Raw genomic sequence first — 20,877 nt, forward strand, 5'->3', positions numbered from 1 at the left:
CTAAAATATTTAATTTTTATTTCTTTTATACATATGTGGATTGATCATATTTTGTGGTTTGAAAATATCATCAAGTTGTTCTTTTGTGAGTAGTTTACGCTCAAGTGCGATATCATACACGCTTTTGCCTGTAGTCAGAGATTCTTTAGCAATAGACGCAGAGTTTTCATAGCCGATATAAGGATTGAGGGCTGTGACAATACCGATACTATTGAATACAAAATCCCTACACACATCGACATTAGCTGTGATCCCATCGACACATTTATGCGCAAGAGTAACCATCGCTCGATTGAGCATTACGATAGAATTAAACAAACTATAAGCAATCACAGGTTCAAATACATTTAACTGCAGCTGCCCCCCCTCAGCAGCCATTGTCACGGTGATATCGTGCCCAATCACAGCAAAGCAAACTTGATTGACAACTTCAGGAATCACTGGATTGACCTTACCGGGCATGATCGAGCTACCTGGTTGCATTTTAGGCAGATTGATTTCATTGAGCCCTGCCCTAGGCCCTGAGCTAAGCAAACGCAAGTCATTGCAGATTTTAGAGAGCTTCACAGAAACTCTTTTGAGCACACCACTGATCTGCACATACGCCCCTGTGCTTTGAGTGGCTTCTATCAGATCTGTAGCCGTGATAAAAGGGCGTCCTGTGACTTCTTGGATTTTTTGTTCTACGATATTTTTATAATCAGGGTGGGAGTTGATACCTGTGCCGATCGCTGTCCCTCCAAGATTGATGATACGCACTAAGTTGCGAGCGTCTAAGACGCGTTCGATGTCTTTATTGACCATCAATTCAAAGGTCTTAAACTCCTGTCCTAAAGTCATTGGCACAGCGTCTTGGAGCTGGGTGCGCCCCATTTTTAGCACATCTTTGAATTCCTCAGCCTTGAGTGCAAAAGAATCCTTGAGCACACGCATTGATTCAGTCAAACCGCACAATCTTTCATACAAAGCAATACGCAAAGCCGTAGGATAGGCATCATTAGTCGATTGAGAGAGATTGACGTGGTCATTGGGGTGGCAGTAGTGGTATTCGCCCTTTTTATGCCCCATCAGCTCCAAAGCGATATTAGCAATCACTTCATTGGCGTTCATATTTGTGCTAGTCCCTGCACCCCCTTGGATCATATCGACAACAAATTGATCGTGATATTCTCCTGCGAGTATCTTATCGCACGCCTTGCAAATGGCGTCTTTGATTGTATTATCGAGCAAGCCTAGTTCAAAATTTGCCAAAGCAGCGGCCTTTTTGACTTGAGCAAGGGCGTTGATAAATATAGGAAAATCGGCTAGTTTTTCATTAGTGATGTGAAAATTTTCCATCGCTCGATAAGTCTGGATTCCATAATAAACATTATTGTCAATCTCTAAATCACCGATAAAGTCGTGTTCTTTTCTTGTAGACATTTCAAACTCCTTAGTATTATATATGTGTTTTATAACTAAGTTAGATTATAGTCAAACAATTACAACAAAAATTTTATTTTTCTCTCAATCGTTTGATTTGCGCACCCAGAGCACAAAATTTCTCCTCAAGACGCTCATAACCCCGATCAAGATGATAAATTCTGTGTATTTGTGTCTGTCCTGTGGCCACAAGACCTGCTAGCACGAGGGCTGAAGACGCACGCAAATCTGTAGCCATCACATCAGCCCCAAAAAGTTTCTCTCTGCCTGTGATTTTAGCCACATTACCCCGCAAACTAATATCAGCCCCCAAGCGCTGCAGCTCGCTTACATGCATGAATCTGTTTTCAAACAAACGTTCTTCAATCGTGCTGCTGCCCTCACATTGTGTCGCTAGTGCCATGAACTGAGCTTGCAGATCTGTAGGAAAACCAGGGTATTCTGTCGTGATGATTTCAAAAGCCTTGCGCTTGTTTGCAGGGAATATCTCTAGCATATCCCCTTGTGTATGGATATGAAAACCGATTTCTTGGAGCTTGCTAGAGATGGCTTCTAAATGCGTGGGGATCACGCCTTGGAGGCTGATATGCGAGTTGGTGATAGCCCCTGCGCACAGATAAGTCCCTGCTTCGATACGATCAGGGATCACGCAAATAGGCTCAGACCGCAGCAACACCCCATCACTCCCACGCACACAAAGTTCATTGCTGCCTATCCCTGTAATCTCTACGCCAGCTTGTTTGAGGACTTCACAGAGTTGGATCACTTCGGGCTCTTTGGCTGCGTTGATGATTTTAGTTTCTCCTTTGGCAAGCGCTGCTGCCATCAAGACATTTTCTGTGCCTGTAACGGTGATTTTATCAAAGATAATATCACTGCCCTTAAGCCCCCTAGGAGCTCTAGCGACGATATATCCCCCCTCGATAGTGATCTCAGCGCCCATCTTTTCCATCGCTTTGATATGCAAATCTACAGGTCTTGCCCCGATAGCACAACCCCCTGGCAAACTCACCTCACATTTCCCAAAACGCGCAAGCAAAGGCCCCAACACAAGTATTGAAGCCCGCATTTTACGCACGATATCATAAATAGCCTTGGTGTGTATGATTCTGCTTGAACAAATCAGCATTTCATTGGGCGAAGTCCATTCAATCTCAGAGCCCAAATGCTCTAAAAGCTTTGCTAGAGTCTTGACATCAGCCACATCAGGGAGATTAGAGATTTTCAAAAGATTCTCGCACAACAAAGCACTAGCCAAAATAGGCAGTGCTGCGTTTTTTGCCCCTGAGATTTTGACCTTACCTGCTAAAGCCTGCCCACCTGTGATTTCTAAATAATCCATCTTTACCTCTTTCTTCTATTTTTTAACGCCAAACCAATGGTATCGACAATCTCTCTCTCCATCTCTGTGTTAGCTTCTTGAAGCTCTTGAGAGAGCTGGGCTACTCTATCGGTGTCAAAATACTCCAATGATGCGATTTTGCCAATGATTTCTAGCCAATATTTGGGGTCTGTATCGCTAGGGAGCTTTTTGAAATGCTGCAAAAAAACCTTTAAAAGCCCTTCAAACTCTTGGTCTTTTTTGAGCGTAGAGAGCAAGGATTGGATATTTTCAAGAGTGACAGACACAGGGCGTGGGGGCGAGGGCTGGAACACTAAATACACAAGCACACAGCCCATGACAAACAAAGCCCCCAAAAAGGCCAACGCCCAAAAAAACAAATAAAACCAAATATCATACATCATTGCTCTCTTGGGTGGAAATCTCTGTAAAAATCATTGGTCGCACGCACAAACCCATCAATACTGCCACAATCATAGCGCCTGCCTTGGAATCTATATGCAAGCACCTTGCCTGCTTGCGCTTGAGTGAGCAGGGCATCTGTGAGCTGGATCTCGCCCTTTTTGCCCGGTAAAGTATGGCGCAAAATATCAAAAATATCTGGGGTTAAAATATACCGACCGATAAGGGCTAAGTTACTCGGGGCTTCTTGGATACTGGGCTTTTCGACCATATTTGCAACCTGATACACTCCCTTTTGGATCTCTTTACCCTCTATAATCCCGTATTTATCGACATCACAAGAATCCACCTCTTCGATAGCTACAATCGAGCATTGATATGTTTCATACAGCGCAATCATCTGAGATAGCACGCCCTTACCCATCGGATTTGCACACAAATCATCGGCCAAAATCACAGCAAATGCCTCCTGCCCAATCAGAGTTTCACCACTCAAAATAGCATGACCCAAGCCCTTCATCTGGCTTTGACGTGTATAAGAAAATGTGCAAGTTTGTATCAAAGAACGGATTTCTGTGAGGTAGCTTTCTTTGTCTGTACCCTTGATTTGGTGTTCTAGTTCATAGCTGATATCAAAATGATCTTCAATACTGCGCTTGCCCCGACCTGTGACAATTGCCATCGTATGGCAGCCTGCTTGCAAGGCCTCTTCGACACCATATTGAATCAAAGGTTTATTGAGGATAGGGAGCATTTCTTTAGGCATTGCCTTTGTCGCTGGGAGAAATCTCGTGCCATAGCCTGCTGCGGGGAAAAGACACTTGCCAATCATTTCTTGTCCTTTGTATAAATAATTGTCTTTTTCAAGAGCTCTTCTAAATTGACCTTATGCCCAAACAACTCCTGATAAATCACATAATTTGCCATCACCTTCATACCATAAAACCGCGATTCTTCATAAGGCAAAAGCTCCATACTCAGCCAAGGCTCGTATTTTCTCCCCTTTAGAAATAATTCATTTTTTGCCAAAAGCCGCCTTAAAAACCCCGGCCCGCCATTGTATGCATAAGCGACAAACAATGGGTGGGGAAATTCTTCTTTGAGATGATTGAGATAATAATTGCCAAATCGCAAGGCAGTTTGTGGGTCAAACATATCTGTGAGCGTGATCCCCTCAAGATGCATTTCTTTAGCAAAGGGAGCTACATTAAATGGCATGATTTGCATCACGCCCAAAGCATAGGAGCGCGAGATGAGCGCAGGGAGCAAATGGCTCTCTTGTCTAGCGATAGCATATACCATTGATTTTTCATCATCATCGTGCCAAGAAATCAGGTCTTCATAGGGCGTGATGAAATAATTGATTTTATATTTACTCTCACGATTGAGAAAATACACAAGATGGGGGAGTGTTTTTTGGTATCGGAAATAATGCAAAACTTGCTGATAAGCTTGTGTATCGCTGATAGCAAAAATATTATCCCTTAAAATCTGCCACTCAAAAGGGTCTTTAAAGTCAAAATCTGGATCTTGGGAGCTGATATTCTCAAAAGTCGATACAATCGTATAAGCAGGCTTGCCACCTAGTTTTTGATGGGCATAGATAGAAAAAATATCAACAAATTGGCTTTGGGCAAGCTCTCTTAAAAAAAGCTTATTTTTGCTGATGAGATACTGCCAAAACAAAGCCCGATCGCGCATAAAAGGATCGATAGCTGCTGCTTGAGAGCGTCCAAAATACACCAAAGCTTTTTTATCGGATTTTTCTAGCACTTCATTGATACCTAAGAGAAAAAAAGTATTCGCATCTGATTGGGTGATATCTGCTTGTGCTAAAGACTTTTTAAACATTTCAAAACGGCTATCTAAGATGATAGTATGGAGCATTTTATTGAAAGTGGCATTATTTTCATTAGCGAGAGCTTGGAGCTTTTTGGGGTCGATGGGTTCATTAAAAATGGCGAGCTTTTGGGTGTAGGTGAGCCCATTAAAAATTGTTCCAAAATTTTTAGCTGATGTGTCTAGGAGCGCGGTTAAAATATGGGGACTGCGTAAAATACTGATTTGTTCATAGAGCGCTTGATTGAGGGGCTTGATTTTATCCATAATGAGCTGGGTATCAGCTTCAGAAATCATCAGCACATCTGAGAGCTTGAGTCCAAAGACAATGCATGTGCCATCTTGGGCTTTGAGCGCTTCAAAGCTAAGATTTTTACACATAATATCTTGGGGCATTTCTGTAGGGACGCCTTTAGCTTCTAGCGCTTTTTGGATTCTTGGGGTTTTAGAAGCGACAAGCGCATAGGCTTGCTTGGCTTCTTGGATTGTTGTAGTGGGTAGGGAGATAAACTGCCAAATATAAAAATCACGCACCACGCCCTGAGGCTTACTCTGCAAAAACTCCAAAGTGATGGGCTGGGCTATCAGCAAGCTATGGAGCAAAAAGATAAAAATAATAATTTTTTTCATTGCAGTCTTGCAGCATAAGAAAGTAAAATTTTTACCAAAGTCATATCCAGAAACTGGAGGATAACAATCACCACTAAAGGCGTAAAATCAATCCCATTAAACACCAAAGGGAGCTTGGCTTTGAGCCGTGAATAAAGTGGTTCTGTGAGTCTTGTGAGCAAGACAACAATCGGATTGAACGGATCAGGACGCACCCAAGTGATCAAAGCAGATATGATCACCACCCAAGTATATAGAGTGATCAAAATATGTAAAATACTCCCTAGTGCTTCTAAAATAGAACTTAAAATCATCACTCCCCTTTTATGCGTAAAATGTCTTTGAGATAAAATTTCAAATAAGGATACAACGCACCCAAATCAAGCCCGTGCGACTCTCCTGTAAGCAGTATCCGCAATGGCTTGAAAAATCTCTTGCCTTTCAAGTTGCTCTCTTTGATGGCTATATTTTTAAAGGATTCATAAGTATCTATTGGCTCTTCTGCCATACTTTTGAGGACATAAAAAAGCTCCAAACACTCTGTATGAAAGTCCTCGCCCTCATATTTTGCATGAATATCTTTGGGGGCAAAAATCAAATCAAGCTTCTGGCGGATTTCATTGAGTGTGCTAGCTTCTTCTAAATGGAGCTTTGCTAATGCCCCTATACGCACATCTTGCGTGCCTAATAAAAGTGCGAAGTCATCTTCAGTGAGCTTTTTGAAATGCTCGCGATTGATATAACGCAGTCGTTTGATGTCAAATTTTACAGGAGATTTTGCGACACTAGCGATATCAAACCACTCGGTGGCTTCTTGGAGAGTAAAAATTTCTGTGGGGGTTTTATTACCCATGGAGATGAGATAGTTGATGATTGCTTGGGGTAAAAATCCTTGCTCCAAAAGCCAATGCACGCTCGAAGAAGTATCGCGCTTGCTCATTTTCTTGCCATTTTCGCCTAAAATAATCGGAAGATGGGCATAGCCTAATGTCTGGGTATATCCTAGGGCTTGTTGGACTAAAATCTGCTTGGGCGTGTTGCTGACATGGTCTTCACCGCGCACAATAAAGCTGATATCATAAATCATATCATCGCACGCACAAGCAAAATTATAAGTAGGCACTCCATCTTCACGCAAAATCACAAAGCTATCGAGCTCATGAGGTTCAAAGACTAACTTGCCTTTGATAGTATCTTCAAAGCACACTGCCTCCATAGAGCCTCTCAAGCGCACGACAGGGCGAGGATTTTCATCTTTTTGGAGCATTGCCCAAGTATTATCATAACGAAAGGGAAGCCGCTGCTCTAGGGCTTCTTGCTTTTTTTTCTCTAAAAAATCTTTTGTGCAATAACAATAAAAAGCCTTGTTATTTTGGAGGAGATGGTCGGCAAAATGGCGATGGCGCTCAAAATTATGGCTCTGATAGACAACCATATCGCCCATGAGCCCAAAGAGATTCAAGGTCGCAAGTATTTCTTTGTCCTTGCCCTCTATATTTCTGGCAAAATCTGTATCTTCAATGCGAATCAGAAATTTTTCGCCCTTTTGCTTGGCGATGATATAGTTAAAAATGGCAGCCCGAAGATTGCCAATATGCATATCCCCTGTGGGGGAGGGAGCAAAACGAAGCATTTAATGACCTTTTTGGCTAGCTATAAAGACATCATTTTACCTAAAAAGTTTCAATTCAGATGTTTTAAAAACTCTTGAGTGTCAAATTTTGCATATGGAGTGCTTGCAAAATCTTTTTCAAAAATATCTTGATGGGTAATCTGTGCTTGGATACTAGCAAGCGCATGGCTTACTTCAGATTTTTTATCTTCTAAATAAGCAACAACTTCTGCATAATTTTTTTTGTATATCAAAGGCATAGGGCTCAAGACTTCAACAGCAATCGTGCTAGCATTAGCCTGCACGCTCAAAATCGTATCAAATAGCGCTGTGCCCAAAAAAGAGCAATTCTCAATCCTGTGCCCCATCTCTTGCACACAAAGCCCCTCCATCGCCTCTGCTGCTTGGATTGTATCTGCTATATTGGGGTCTGTGCTTGCATTTTGGTCTGTGTTTTGGTGTATATCAAGAAGCTTTTGGGCTTGTATGAGGAGCTGATTGAGAGCATTGTCTAAAACTTGCAAACTCCCAATAAATTCATTAGCACTCTTAAAATCCTCGCCAAATTTGCGTATCTTTCTGGATTTATCCATTGTATCTGTAGCGATGGGTGTCCCATTGTGTGCACACGCTCCATTGAGATGTTTTTTAAAAATCGAAAGCATATCTTTATCTAGCATTATCGCCCCTTTCAAGCAGACTTTATACCAAAAGTAAAAGCACATTTTGTTCCCTTGCTTTTGGTATAATGACACCCAAATTATCAAGGGGAATTTATTGTTGAAAAAAATATTGATGATGATGGGTCTTTTTGCCCTCAGTTTTGCCAAGCCTTTAGCGCCCATCGACTTTGATCTACTCAAACTCCAAACACTTCCAAATACGCCCACTCTCTTGCTGATAGGGGGGATACAAGGAGATGAGCCCGGGGGTTTTAATGCGACCAATATTTTTTTGATGCATTATAAAATCCTCAATGGCAATGTATGGGTTGTCCCCGTGCTCAATAAGCATAGTATGCTCTTAAACCATCGAGGTATTTATGATGATATGAACCGCAAATTTGCCTCTCTTGCAACTAGCGATCCTGAATATCCCATTATCCAGCACATCAAAAACATCATCACAGCCCCTGAAGTGAGCGCTATCCTCCATCTCCACGATGGCAGTGGCTTTTATCGCCCCATATACCAAAGCCCCTTGTTAGGGCCTAATCGCTGGGGTAATTGCTCAATCATCGACCAAGAGAGCTTACATAATGTGCCTTATGGCAATCTCGCTGGGATCTTAACCCAAGTCACGGGCTATATCAATCAAAAGCTCCTCAAGCCTATCCATCAATACCATATCCGCGATACCTTCACGGCCAAAGGGGATAAGGAAATGGAAAAAGCACTCACATATTTTGCTATCAAAAACAATAAACCTGCATTTGCTAATGAAGCGAGCAAAGAACTCTCCTTAGAACAAAGGGTTTATTACCATTTATTGGCTATTGAGGGAATGCTCAATCAAATCGGTATCGCCTATCAAAAAGACTTTGAGCTCACGCCCACTGCCCTCTATCGCCTCATCAATGACAAATCCCTAGATGTGCGTATCGATCAAAGCATTATCTTGCCTTTGTATGGTCTGAGAGGGACACTGAGCTATTTTCCTATGCCCCAAGGTGTGCGCCTAGATACAATCCCTTTGGATTCGCGAGCAAAAATCATCGGGCTTTTGGAGAAAAACAATGAAATCTGGCTCAAATATGGCAACAAACTGATGACAAAAATCAAGCCCGAATATATCGAGTTTGATCATTCCTTGAGTGCTATTGATATCCAAGTCGATGGAGAAAACAAGACTTTCCCTATCCCTAGTATCATTGAAGTCAAAGAAAATTTCCAAATACCTCCCATTGATGGCTATCGTGTGAATATTATCGGGTATGTAATCCCCAACGACCCCTCGCCCAAGCCCAATGAAACAGGGATTACAATCCACCACAAAGACTGCATACCAAAATTTTCCATCGATAAAGCAGGGAAGATTTTCAGAGCTGAGATTTATAAAGGTGATCAGTTTAGTGGTATGGTGCTGATAAAATTCCCTTAAAGCTTGGGATTTGAGAGCTCTCTTGGGTAAATCTAGCAAAATACACACTATCGCTATTTTTAGTCTATTGAGTTTTACTCCCTCATACTTTGACTTTTTTATTTGATTTTGCCTAATTTTTTCCTAACGATAATTAGTCCCAATCAACTAAAAATCAATTTTCCTATATTTTTTATTAAAAAACCATACGCCTAAAACTACCTATTTTATGAGTTTTGATTGATTGGAATTATCTAGGATTGATGTGAATTGATTTTTAAGAAATGGGGCAAAACTAGCTATGGTGGCGAGCAACCGCCTTGTCATTTGTAGCATACAACAATGAGGTAAAATGCCAATTATCAGGGAATATACAGGGAAATTTGAAGGTTTGGAAAGATGGTTGTTTCTGCGGATATGGCGTAAATACTGCGTTTGCAGAGCAGACCATACCATAAACACCAAAAATAATAGGGAATTTAATTCGCAGTATCAGGGAAATAAACTTGACTTACACGGTAATAAGAGCGTGTATCAGCGAAAGGATATTTCACAATGCATAAAAGCCACCAGCCCAGCACTGCTTCAAAAACGGAACCTCCGGCAACCCCGTTGGTCGCCCCAAAAAGCCGACACCAAAAACCTCGAACTCCTCGAACACTTCCTCCAAACCTTCATCCTAGCTCTAAAAAATGATAGGCAAGCAAAAGATAAGATTACTAGGATTAAGAGGATTTTGGATGAGAAGTATTAGAAAATCTACTATTTACTCTACAGCAGGAGTTTCTTCCTCCAGCCAAGGTTTCATTTTCCTTTTATCAGCCAGTTTAACTTTTTCGGCTGGGATAATGCTATAAATGCTGATCATTTCTTCTTTGTTTTCAACAAGTTTTCTAAAGATTGCAGACATCAAGGTTTCTATATTTTCTTTACTTCCATATGTTGCGATAGATGTAAGTATATTCGTATCATTTTCATAAGAAGCAATATCTTCACATATTTTATCAAGGAACAGCATACGAATTTTCTCTGATAATTTAATAACTGTATCTTTTGTCATTCCTTTTACTGTGTCAATTATAGCTATTTTTGATTCCACTCTGTTTTTTAGTAAATATTCTAAAAGTGCATTTAATTTTTTAAGATCAGATTCATTATCACTACTAGATATTTTATTTATTATATTTTCTATCTCTTTTGTTAATATATCAACACCAACCACATATCCTCCTTGTTCATAGCTTGTGGAAAGCTTTTCCATCCAGTAGATATATGATGCTGTGAAGATATTGTGACCCAATACTATTTTTGCCAAAGGTGCGATATTCTCGATTACGCCTATTTCTTTCAATTTACTTAAAACATTATCTCTCTCATCAGGATATAAGGTTAATAATTTTTCAAAATGAGGGGTAGCCTCTATAGAATTGTTTGTCGATTTATATAGCCACGCAAGAAACTCAATAACTTTTCCTCTATTCTTCTCCTCGGAAATATCATTACCAATCAAGGATGCAGCTGATGATTCTACGAAAATATTGTTCACATATATTTTAAGAGCCTCCAAGTCAGAAGAAATATTCATGGTATATAATATTGGCAGAGTGGCATCTATGCTTCTTAAAATTTCATCACCATTTTCGTGTGCATAAGCTGAATATAGTTCATTCACTTTGGTGAAAAACATATTATAAATATTGGAAGATGTTTTTATGTTTGAAACAATATATACGAAATCGCCTATACAAATATTATTATCTTTTTCTATTTTTCCGATTATGTATTGCAATAAGTCATCAGAGATAAAATTGCACAAATCTTTCAATTTTGCAGCAGATATAGTCGTATCTGAAAGACTATACCAACACAAGAAAGTATTTTTATGTTTAGAGAAAATAGATGTATCTACTGCCCCAGTAATAATAGCCTCAAACATATTAATAGTTATTTTAAGACCTTCTTCTTTTTCTACATTTTCATTGGTTAATTTTTTATCAAAATATTCCGTCAATAGCTCTTGTATAAAGTATTTTTTATTCTGGTTTTGCAAATTGTTTAAATAAGAGGAGAGGAGAGTATAAAACGCTCCATCAGAACCTTCCAAGTATTCAATAAAGTTACTTAGCTTCCCTTTTAATTCTCTCTCTAACCTAGAATTCATAGATAATGTTATTGGACATACGGAATCTATCCAAAGTATAGCTTTAAATAAATTTGGAACTTCTGTTGCCCAAGTTTCGCGTATTATATGTAGTTTCAATCGTTCAATAATGTAATTAAGGAGAGATTCCTGATTTTCAGGGTTTCTACTCACAAAAGACTGTATTTTATCTTTTTCTAATTCTTTTACAGCAGAGCGGATATCTTGAGACAATCCATCAAATACAGAATTATTGGAAAGAACTTTTTCTAACAACTGCTCATTACCATAAAATTTAAATGTATGTGTACGTGTTAGAAAATTATTCAATGATTTTAATTCTTGTTTTTTAGTCTGTGACAAATCTTCACTAGGTGAATATTCTGAGGCAGCTATAAGTCTCGAATCATTTAAAATAAGTTTATAGTAATCTGGCCATTCCTCTCGAATAATTAAAATTTTACAAACAATATTTTTAACATCATCTATTTCTTTCTCAGACAATTTTGTACTTAACACATCTAATTCGCTTTTAATATTATTGAAAAAGTGAATAATTCTTCTTGGGTTGGAAGCATATTCACTGGCAATTATGTTTATAGCATCTTTGGAAAAACCCAAGTTATTCTTTTTATTTATTTTATCTGTAAAATCAAATAATTCTATTTCTTCTAAGGGTTTTATCTTTATCTCTACATTAAATATTTTTCTCAAAAATTCGCCAGCAGTCTTCATATTTCTACTAAATCTTGAGCAAAAATGTTGGCATAGTGATTCATCATCGGCTGGAATAACAAATATGATATTATCGTGTTTCACCATAAATGTTTTCACATTTGTTAGTAACCTGTATGCTGTTTCAGAATCACATCTATCAATATTATCTATAATAAATACTATTTTTTTAAACTTTTTAGCTTTTTTATGAGATAAAACTTGCTTGAATTCTTTTTCAAATTGTTCAGGAGAGAATAAATAAGGAACACTCTGAGATTGTTTATGTTCGTTAAATAACTGTGATACAACGCTCATACAAAACGCCATAAATGATATAGACAAACTTCCAAACAAGGAAAAGGCTCCGGCTCCTCTCCATTCCATACCAAAGCCCCAATGAAGAATAGAAAAGCATCCAGCTATTACAAAGGAAAGTATTGTAATATTTTTTAAAGAAAGGTGTTTTGTTGCTTTTTCAACAGTCGAATCAGTATAGAGCTTTCCTTCTAAAGTCTCTATCTCCCTGTCTGAGAGCTCTAGTTGTTTTCCAATGCTAAGTATGAAGGTTCTCCTGAAATTATCATCTATATATTTCCAAGCATCATATGTTATAAATTTTATTTTTTTGGTTTTATCTTTATTTATTAAGCTTTCTGCCGTTTGTACAATCGACGATTTGCCGCTTCCCCATTCGCCCAGCAAGCCAATCACAAATGCTTCCTTACTGGGCGTATCATCTAAAATTGCGTTTTTTAAAGCAACTGCATACGATTTACCATTAAGTAAATCAATTCCATCCTCAGTTAGATCAATTTCAATATCTTTTACAAAAGCCATTCTTATTCTCCCTCATCAGTCCATATTTCGCATTGGGCTATAACGATAGTTGTGGCGTCTTCTATGCTTTCAGATGGGTATTTATATTTTTTAAGAAATCGTTTAACCAAACATCGCATACCAGCACGGGTGCTTTCTTTTTTCTGCCAGTCGATGGTGCGGTTTTTGCGTAGTTTTTCGGTAAGCTCTTTTGTCATTTTGCTCAGTTGTTTGTTGCTATAAAAGTCTTTCACTCCCTCTGGCTTGGCAATGGCATCATAAAGAGCATATTCCTCGTTGCCTAAACCCAAGACCATTCCTTCTTCGTGGTCTTTTACAATGTCTGTTGCCATTTTGCGTAGCTCTTCTATAACTTCAGCGTTTAATAGCTGCCCATTACGATATGCATTCATAATTTTCTGCATTCTTTCTGAGAATTTTTCGGCCCGAACAAGGTTTGTCCGTTTATACAGAGTAATTTGTTCAGAAATTAACTTGCGTAACAATTCAGCTGCCAAGTTCTTCTCTTTCATCTTGGCTACTTCTTCCAAAAAAGCCAGATCAAACAAAGAAAACTCTTCACTTTTATCTGAAAATAGATTAATCACACCCTCGCTGCGGATACTTTGTGTTAGCATAACATTGATTTGCTCGTTGATCTCTTTTAATGACAGCTTACGATCGCCTGAAATCCTACTCAATGCAACATATATGACCTCAAAATAGGCAGATTCCATACGCTCATCTCTTCCTAATAAGCTCTGACAAAGGCTTCTAGCCTGTTTTAATAAAAGAGCCTCTTTGCGAAATGTGGTTTGCATTGCTTCGTCCTTGCCCAAAACAAAGTTAATTCCACCTTGGATAAGCCCAGCCCTTGTTTTATCATCTGTATCAATATCCACAAATGCAGCAAAATTAAACCCATACAATAGTTCAGCACAAATCTTTAACTTTTCTCTAAATGTCAGCAGGGCAGTCTTTGCAATATCCATATCGCCATAATTTTTGTGATCTCTGATGGTGTAATCATGCATTGCTCTTTTAAGTGCGCGAGCAATACCCACATAATCAACCACTAAACCGCCTTCTTTATCTCTGAATACGCGGTTTACACGAGCGATAGCCTGCATCAAATTATGCCCACTCATTGGTTTATAAACATACATTGTCGATAAGCTTGGCACATCAAAACCAGTCAGCCACATATCAACCACAATGGCAATTTTCATCGGATCATTATTGTCTTTGAACTTGCGTGCCAGTTCTTTTTTATAAGTCTTGTTTCCAATAACTCCACGCCATTCTTCAGGATCGTTATTACCTGATGTCATGACAACTTTAACTTTTTTTATCCAGCTAGGGCGAAGCTCTAAAATCCTTTTATAAATATCCATCGCAATCGGGCGAGAATAAGCAACGATCATTGCCTTTCCCATCAAAAGGTTTTCTCGGCTGTCTTCATAGTGCTTTAAAATATCATTGCAAAGCGTATCAATGGTTTCTGGTGCGGCCAAAATAGCTTCCATACTACCGAGTTCCTTTTTGCTACGCTCGATGTCTTGCTCGCTGGCATGAAGTGCCAACATTTCATACACTGCATCAATCTGGCGCAATATATCCTCTTTAAGACCAAGGTTCATCACACGGCTTTCATAATACACTGGACGAGTAGCGCCATCTTCAACAGCCTGTGTCATATCATACACATCGATATATTCACCAAAAACTTCGCGTGTATTGCGGTCTTTGGAAGAAATAGGAGTTCCTGTAAAGCCAATAAAAGTCGCATTGGGCAAGTTATCACGAATAGTGCGTGCAGCGCCAATCACAAACGTTCCATCTTTTTTCACTCGTTCTATCAGCCCATATTGACTACGGTGCGCTTCATCAGCCATTACAATAATATTTCGTCGCATACTCAAAGCTTCAGCGGCTTCTTCAAACTTTTGTATCGTGGTAAAGAAAATACCATTTGCCTGTCTGCCATCTAAGAGCTCTTTTAAGTTATCGCGGCTTGTTGCTTGTTTTGGTGTCTGGCGCAAAAAATCTTTGCATATTAAAAATTGTGTATAAAGCTGGTCATCAAGATCGTTTCTATCAGTAATAACAACAATTGTCGGACTTTTAAGAGCTTTTTGTAAAAGTCCTGCATAAAATACCATAGAAATGGATTTTCCACTGCCTTGCGTATGCCAAAACACACCGGCTTTGCCGTCTGTTTCAATGGCTTTTTGGGTAGATTCTATCGCTTTTTTTACTGCATAATATTGATGATATGCGGCCAAAATTTTTATATCTTCAGGTGTGTTTTTAGAAAACAAAATAAAGTTCTTGATGATATCCAAAAATCTCACTTGCTCTAACATACCCTTAAACAACACATCATAGCGAACGTATTGAGTTTCTTCATAACCTCCATCAATAGTTTTCCAATCCACAAAGCGATCTATTCCGGATGTAATCGTGCCAACCTTTGAATCAACAAGGTCACTGATGATACAAAAAACGTTATATTGGAACAAAACAGGGATTTCGTGCATATAGTTTTTAATCTGACGATATCCATCAGAAAAATCTGTTTCTTCACGCATACAGCTTTTAAGCTCGATCACAACCAATGGCAACCCATTCACAAAAATAACCACATCAGGGCGTTTATTTTCATTTTCAACAATCGTCCATTGGTTGATGGCATGAAACATATTGTTTTTTAAGTTTTGATAATCAACCAACTGCACAATATCGTGCTTTGTTTTGCCATTTTTTTGATAACTAACCTCAATGCCGTTTTGCAGCCAGTTCATAAAATGTTTGTTTTTTTGAATCAATGTTCCGTGTTCAATATGGGTTAGTTTATGCAAAGCTTCTTGAATCGCTTGATACTCCAAACTAGTATTAATGAGTGGCAACTGCTCAACCAAAATATTCATATAAAGTGGATTTTTATAATCGCGTTTAATGTCTGGCCCATAAAGGCAGGTATAGTCCAACTCGCCCAATAGCTGCATAATTGCATTTTCATAGCTTTGTTCGCTAAAAGACACTATTGGGCTCCTTTCTTTATCATTTCTTCTGCTACTGGCACCTCAATCTCCCCACTCATAAGCTTAGGAAGAAGTGAATCGCGGAGGGTGGCAAGTTTTTCGTTCTCTAAACCATTTGAGAATATCTTAGATGTGTATGTTTCTATAATTTTTTCAAATTGATCGATTATCTTTTTAGCAGGAATAACAATCAGTTCTGTTTCAAGAAAACCTGAAATATCAAAATTCTTTATACCTGTCGTCCCGTTTTCATAGACAAACATAACCTTTTTATTATACAGATATTTCCAATAAAAATACACAAACGATCCATATCCATTCAAAGGTTTAACAGCCCTACAGAAATTCGTACAAACCATACCCAAATCATAACGTTTAAGAAGCGATGGAGTGATAATAGCACAGCGTCCAGTTGATTGAGTTGGACTGCCTCCTGATATTTCAACGACAATATCTCCTGCAGTCAATCGCTTAGAAATATAATTTTTAGGGAGAATATATCTAATAGGCATTTTACCCTTATTGCCTATATTTATGTCTGGAATGTCTGCACCACGGATACAATATACCTCTTGGGTGTTATTTCCTATGATTGTATCTTTTCCCCAATCTCCACTTAGTGTCGTAGATATAACATCATTAAAAACACCCTCTTTCCAATCATCAGGCATAATGCCCCCAAAGGGTTCAAAGTCAATAAACCAGCTTTTGAAAATCGCTTGAGCCTGAGCTGCTAAATTATCATTTATCCGATTATTCAACTCAATCTTATCATCTAAACTCCCTAAAACCCTTGCAATCGCTCGTTGTTTTTCTATTTTTACTGGTATAGAAATAGGTATTTTCTTCATCACACAAGACCTGAAACCTCTTTAAATGTTGTGCCACTTCCCATACTTTCGATTCGAGGGCGATTATAGATCAATAGATAATACAAAAACAAAGTATCTGTATTTTCATTAGGGATAATGCTTTTAAAGCCCTGATTAGTGCACATCTCATTTGCTGCGATTGCAACATATCCAATAGGTGCACGCGATGAAAATAAAACAGATCCTTTTGGCAAAATCTGTGCTGAACAGTTTTTATACCCTTGTTCTGTAATGTTTCTTTCTCCCCTAGTGATATATCTTTCATTATAATTAGAAAGATCTTTAGGGGTTATCCAAGAAATATCACCATCATAATTATTTGGATTGCTAGTAGGTGGAGTTGCTCCACCTACAACATCACCTAAGTCACTAATGAAACAATTTTTCCACATAACAAATTCCTATATATTTTCCGCAAGAAGTCATACCCATCACTCCATTATTTTTGCTATTCATCTTCTACAACACTATTACATATCTCTATTTTAATTTATTTATTTAGTTTCCCAGTAGTCATCTCATACCCGATCGCTCCTAACTGCTTTTTAATCTCTTCCTCAAAAATATGGCCTTGTTTGAACATTTCAGATAGTTCGCTGGTTAGTCTTGCCATTTTTTCTGCAAATGGTTCAGCGTCCTCTTCTTGTTGGGCCAGCCCAACATAGCGCCATGGGATCAAAATAAAATCTTGTTTTGCAATTTCAGTCATATCGACAACTGCACAAAAGCCCTTTTTATCCTCAAGTTTGCCTTCTTGAAAAGTCATAAAAGTATCAGAAATCTTTTTAATATCAGTATCTGTCATTTCGCGTAGGCGACGGCTGATCATCGTGCCCATATTGCGTGCATCAATAAACAAGGTTTTGCCTTTTTGCTTTTTATTTTTATTCAAAAACCACAAAGAAACAGAGATTTGTGTTGTGTAAAAAAGCTGTGGTGGCATGGCAACAATACCTTCGACCAAATCATCTTCAATAATTTTTTTACGAATATCTCCTTCACCACCACTTTGTGATGACAGCGACCCGTTCGTGAGCACCATACCCAATCGCCCATTGGTGCTTAAATGGTGGATCATGTGCTGCAACCAAGCAAAGTTTGCATTCCCACTTGGTGGTAGCCCATATTTCCAACGCACATCTCCACTCAACTTATCCACACCCCAGTTTGAAAGGTTAAAAGGTGGATTTGCCAAAATAAAATCAGCCTTCATTATCGGGTGGAGATCATTAAAAAAAGTGTCTGCTGCAGCTTTACCAAGGTCTGCCTCAATCCCCCGAATAGCAAGGTTCATCTGGCATAGCTTCCAAGTTGTTGGATTAGAATCCTGCCCATAAACAGAAAGGTTGCTGATATTGCCTTGGTGTGCTTCCACAAACTTTGCAGACTGAACAAACATACCACCACTGCCACACGCTGGGTCATAAATACGACCAGCATATGGTTGCAACACTGCAACAAGAGTCTTCACCACGCAAGCTGGGGTATAAAACTCCCCTGCTAGTTTTCCTTCTTGTTCGGCAAATTTAGCTAGGCAATATTCATAAGCTCGACCCAAAATATCCTTAGTATCGCCATGTTCTGCCATAGCGATATTGGTAAATAAGTCTACAACTTCGCCCAAACGGCGTTTATCCACCTCAGGGCGCGCATAGGTTTTGGGCAAAATACCTTTTAACTTTTTGTTTTCTCGCTCAATAGCCTCCATCGCACCATCAATGATTTTTCCAACTTCTGGTGTGTGGGCATTTTCTGCAATCACACCCCATCTGGCCTCAGGGGGCACGAAAAATATATTTTCAGCTCTGTATTCATCAACATCTTCTTCAAAGCCCTCCCCCTCGGCTTCAAGCTCTTTGTATCTGATTTCGAATTTATCAGAGATATATTTAAGGAAGATAAGCCCCAAAATAATGTGCTTATACTCCGTCGCGTCCATATTGCCGCGTAAGATACAAGCCATATCCCATATTTTCTTTTCAAACCCCAAATCTGCCGTATTATTTTGTGCCATTTTACCTTCCTCTTTATTCTTCATTGGGGATTGATGGGTTTATGTATTTTGCATAGGAGTAAATTTGCCCCCATTTCTTTTCGCTGATATTTTTGATAATGCCAAGGTTTATCAAGCAATTAACAGCCCCGATTGCCGTTGTTTTAGCAAAACCTATTTGTTTGGTTATTTCTGTGATAGTCAAAAGCGGTTTTTGCTTAAACTCTGCCAAAACAGCTTCAGCAGATTCATGGGCACGACCAATGCTAGCAACCCGGTCATCGTCAGCTTCAAATATCTTTTTAATTTTAAGCAAAGTGTTCTTAGCATCTGTTGCTGTTACTGCCACACATTCAAGGAAGAAGTTCAGCCAATCTTCCCAATCACCAGTTTTGCGGATTTCATTTAGTTTTTTATAATATAAATCGCGATGTTGCTTAAAAAATAGCGATAAATATAAAAACAGCGATTTCAAAAATCCACGATCACATAGATAAAACGTTATAAGGACACGCCCAGTACGACCATTGCCATCAAAAAAAGGTGGATAGTCTCAAATTGCTGATGTATGAGGGCTGCTTTAACCAGCAAGGGGATTTTATCCTCTTCATGCATGAACTTTTCCAAATCACCCATTACCTCTATAACTTTGTCAGGGGGAGTAGGAACAAACCGTGCATTTGATGGTCTAGTCCCGCCAATCCAGTTTTGGCTGATTCGGAATTCTCCTAGAGTTTTGTTTTTACCACAAGCATTTTTGAGCAAAGTTTTGTGAATTTCACGAATAAGACGAAGCGAGAGTGGAAATCCTCCTTCGATTCTTTCGAGCCCCTGATTAAGCACAGCAACATAGCTTGAAACCTTGGCAACATCATCTATAGGTGTGCCAATAGCACTTCCTGACTCAAAGCGGAGCAAATCGTCCAAAATCGCCTGACTTATTTTATCAATATCGCCGACCATCATCAATCACATTATGGATGGCAAAGAAGAAATCTACCTCGGCCTCCAAGACCTCTTCTGTATCACATCTTCCTACACAACATTTAAAGAACAGGAAAAAGTTTTTTGTGGTTGAAAAATAATAATTAGTTAGCTACTTTTATTGGTATTGATACTAAAAACAGGTGTATGGATAGAGATACTAGTCAACAAAATGGAGTGAAAGAACCTTTAATGTGTGCTAAATGTGATAATAAAATTGGCAAATTAGATGGCTACATAAATAAAATTTTAAACCATATTCTGCCTAAACAAGGTTTCACAAAAGAACTTGAAGGTAGCCAGTGCCGAGTGCTAGCTTCAGCAAATTGCAATATAGATATGCTGCATAAATTTTTTATCTCATTATGGTAGCGAGCATCTGTAGCATCAAATCCAATTCCTCTTGGCAAGTATAAAGATATCGCTCTTGGTATACTAAAAGAAGATATTGCTGATGATTGCAATCTATTCTTGCCGCTAATCTATCGAAGAGATACTGGTGGCTATATAGACCAAATGACTGTCTTAGGCGAGCATAAGTATTTGGGTAAAATGAGTTATACGTTCAGATTCCTTGGTTATGAAGTTGTGATTATTGTTAATACCAAAGACAGTCATAACAAACATTTTATGGATTCATAGAAAGCAGTTCAACAAGGATGAAGTTTTAGTCATCGATATAACAAGAAATGTGCCTCTTGATTATCAATTAGTTAAACAGCTTTTGACTGTAGAGACAACACTCCGAGCCTAAAAGACCTAAGCAGTGACTTTTGAAAAAGGGGCATTGTATAGAAATGTCTGAAAATCGGCTATTTGTGGGTAAAATTAAGGGTATACTAGAGTCATACTCCTCTAAACCTATGGTGTGCGAGCAAAACAAAAGCTAGTGTGAAACTGGCTTAAACTGGCGGAGAGAGAGGGATTCGAACCCTCGAAGGCTTGCACCTTACACGCGTTCCAGGCGTGCTCCTTCAACCACTCGGACATCTCCCCATCAACAAAA

At 38.9% G+C, this 20,877-nt stretch carries 17 protein-coding genes and 1 tRNA gene; 2 read left to right on the forward strand and 16 right to left on the reverse strand.

Features of this window, described 5'->3' with window-relative positions; translation table 11 throughout:
* Positions 1–9: 9 nt before the first annotated feature.
* The 8 genes from aspA to BKH46_RS02110 form a co-directional block, all read right to left on the reverse strand.
* Positions 10–1,422 carry an aspartate ammonia-lyase gene (gene aspA / locus BKH46_RS02075; RefSeq protein ID WP_095225173.1) on the reverse strand — a complete coding sequence of 471 codons (1,413 nt, stop codon included), beginning with the start codon at positions 1,420–1,422 and terminating at the stop codon, positions 10–12.
* 73 nt (positions 1,423–1,495) lie between these two features.
* Complete coding sequence (murA, locus tag BKH46_RS02080) at positions 1,496–2,764, reverse strand: UDP-N-acetylglucosamine 1-carboxyvinyltransferase (protein ID WP_095225174.1); 1,269 nt, start codon at positions 2,762–2,764, stop codon at positions 1,496–1,498.
* A gap of 2 nt (positions 2,765–2,766) precedes the next feature.
* On the reverse strand, positions 2,767–3,168 hold the full coding sequence (locus BKH46_RS02085; protein ID WP_095225175.1) for a hypothetical protein: 402 nt from the start codon (positions 3,166–3,168) through the stop codon (positions 2,767–2,769).
* Positions 3,165–3,998 carry a UTP--glucose-1-phosphate uridylyltransferase GalU gene (galU, locus tag BKH46_RS02090; protein WP_095225176.1) on the reverse strand — a complete coding sequence of 278 codons (834 nt, stop codon included), beginning with the start codon at positions 3,996–3,998 and terminating at the stop codon, positions 3,165–3,167. The genes BKH46_RS02085 and galU overlap by 4 nt, the downstream gene beginning before the upstream one ends.
* Positions 3,995–5,635, reverse strand: coding sequence for a lytic transglycosylase domain-containing protein (locus BKH46_RS02095; RefSeq protein WP_095225177.1), 1,641 nt, complete (start codon positions 5,633–5,635; stop codon positions 3,995–3,997). The genes galU and BKH46_RS02095 overlap by 4 nt, the downstream gene beginning before the upstream one ends.
* Positions 5,632–5,928, reverse strand: a complete 297-nt coding sequence (locus BKH46_RS02100; RefSeq protein ID WP_095225178.1) for a YggT family protein — start codon at positions 5,926–5,928, stop codon at positions 5,632–5,634. The genes BKH46_RS02095 and BKH46_RS02100 overlap by 4 nt, the downstream gene beginning before the upstream one ends.
* Complete coding sequence (gene gltX, locus BKH46_RS02105) at positions 5,928–7,247, reverse strand: glutamate--tRNA ligase (protein ID WP_095225179.1); 1,320 nt, start codon at positions 7,245–7,247, stop codon at positions 5,928–5,930. The genes BKH46_RS02100 and gltX overlap by 1 nt, the downstream gene beginning before the upstream one ends.
* Before the next feature lie 50 nt (positions 7,248–7,297).
* The gene (locus BKH46_RS02110; protein ID WP_172402535.1) at positions 7,298–7,906 is read right to left on the reverse strand and encodes a flagellar FLiS export co-chaperone; all 609 of its coding nucleotides are present in this window, start codon (positions 7,904–7,906) and stop codon (positions 7,298–7,300) included.
* Positions 7,907–8,006: 100 nt separating this feature from the next.
* Between BKH46_RS02110 and BKH46_RS02115 the strand changes: the two genes are divergently transcribed.
* On the forward strand, positions 8,007–9,326 hold the full coding sequence (locus BKH46_RS02115; RefSeq protein ID WP_172402536.1) for a M99 family carboxypeptidase catalytic domain-containing protein: 1,320 nt from the start codon (positions 8,007–8,009) through the stop codon (positions 9,324–9,326).
* A gap of 745 nt (positions 9,327–10,071) precedes the next feature.
* Here BKH46_RS02115 and BKH46_RS02125 read toward each other — a convergent pair.
* The 7 genes from BKH46_RS02125 to BKH46_RS02150 all read right to left on the reverse strand — a co-directional run bounded on the left by BKH46_RS02125 (position 10,072) and on the right by BKH46_RS02150 (position 19,853).
* Entirely contained in the window at positions 10,072–12,999 is a 2,928-nt protein-coding gene (locus tag BKH46_RS02125) for a P-loop NTPase fold protein (RefSeq protein ID WP_095225182.1), read from the reverse strand.
* Positions 13,000–13,001: 2 nt separating this feature from the next.
* Entirely contained in the window at positions 13,002–16,022 is a 3,021-nt protein-coding gene (locus tag BKH46_RS02130) for a type I restriction endonuclease subunit R (protein WP_095225183.1), read from the reverse strand.
* A complete protein-coding gene (locus BKH46_RS02135) occupies positions 16,022–16,873 on the reverse strand; it encodes a restriction endonuclease subunit S (RefSeq protein ID WP_216358690.1) in 852 nt (283 codons plus the stop codon). The genes BKH46_RS02130 and BKH46_RS02135 overlap by 1 nt, the downstream gene beginning before the upstream one ends.
* The gene (locus BKH46_RS09645) at positions 16,873–17,286 is read right to left on the reverse strand and encodes a restriction endonuclease subunit S (protein WP_216358691.1); all 414 of its coding nucleotides are present in this window, start codon (positions 17,284–17,286) and stop codon (positions 16,873–16,875) included. The genes BKH46_RS02135 and BKH46_RS09645 overlap by 1 nt, the downstream gene beginning before the upstream one ends.
* Positions 17,287–17,384: 98 nt before the next feature.
* A complete protein-coding gene (locus BKH46_RS02140) occupies positions 17,385–18,908 on the reverse strand; it encodes a class I SAM-dependent DNA methyltransferase (RefSeq protein WP_095225184.1) in 1,524 nt (507 codons plus the stop codon).
* A gap of 13 nt (positions 18,909–18,921) precedes the next feature.
* Complete coding sequence (locus BKH46_RS02145; protein ID WP_095225185.1) at positions 18,922–19,362, reverse strand: hypothetical protein; 441 nt, start codon at positions 19,360–19,362, stop codon at positions 18,922–18,924.
* A gap of 26 nt (positions 19,363–19,388) precedes the next feature.
* On the reverse strand, positions 19,389–19,853 hold the full coding sequence (locus BKH46_RS02150; protein WP_095225186.1) for a Fic family protein: 465 nt from the start codon (positions 19,851–19,853) through the stop codon (positions 19,389–19,391).
* A 165-nt stretch (positions 19,854–20,018) separates the two neighbouring features.
* On the opposite strand from BKH46_RS02150, the gene BKH46_RS02155 reads away from it, so the two are divergent.
* Positions 20,019–20,243 carry a hypothetical protein gene (locus BKH46_RS02155; RefSeq protein WP_143428900.1) on the forward strand — a complete coding sequence of 75 codons (225 nt, stop codon included), beginning with the start codon at positions 20,019–20,021 and terminating at the stop codon, positions 20,241–20,243.
* A gap of 536 nt (positions 20,244–20,779) precedes the next feature.
* Here BKH46_RS02155 and BKH46_RS02160 read toward each other — a convergent pair.
* Positions 20,780–20,867, reverse strand: a tRNA-Ser gene (locus BKH46_RS02160).
* Positions 20,868–20,877 lie beyond the last annotated feature (10 nt).

It is taken from the genome of Helicobacter sp. 12S02634-8 (genome assembly GCF_002272865.1).
GTDB lineage: Bacteria > Campylobacterota > Campylobacteria > Campylobacterales > Helicobacteraceae > Helicobacter_J.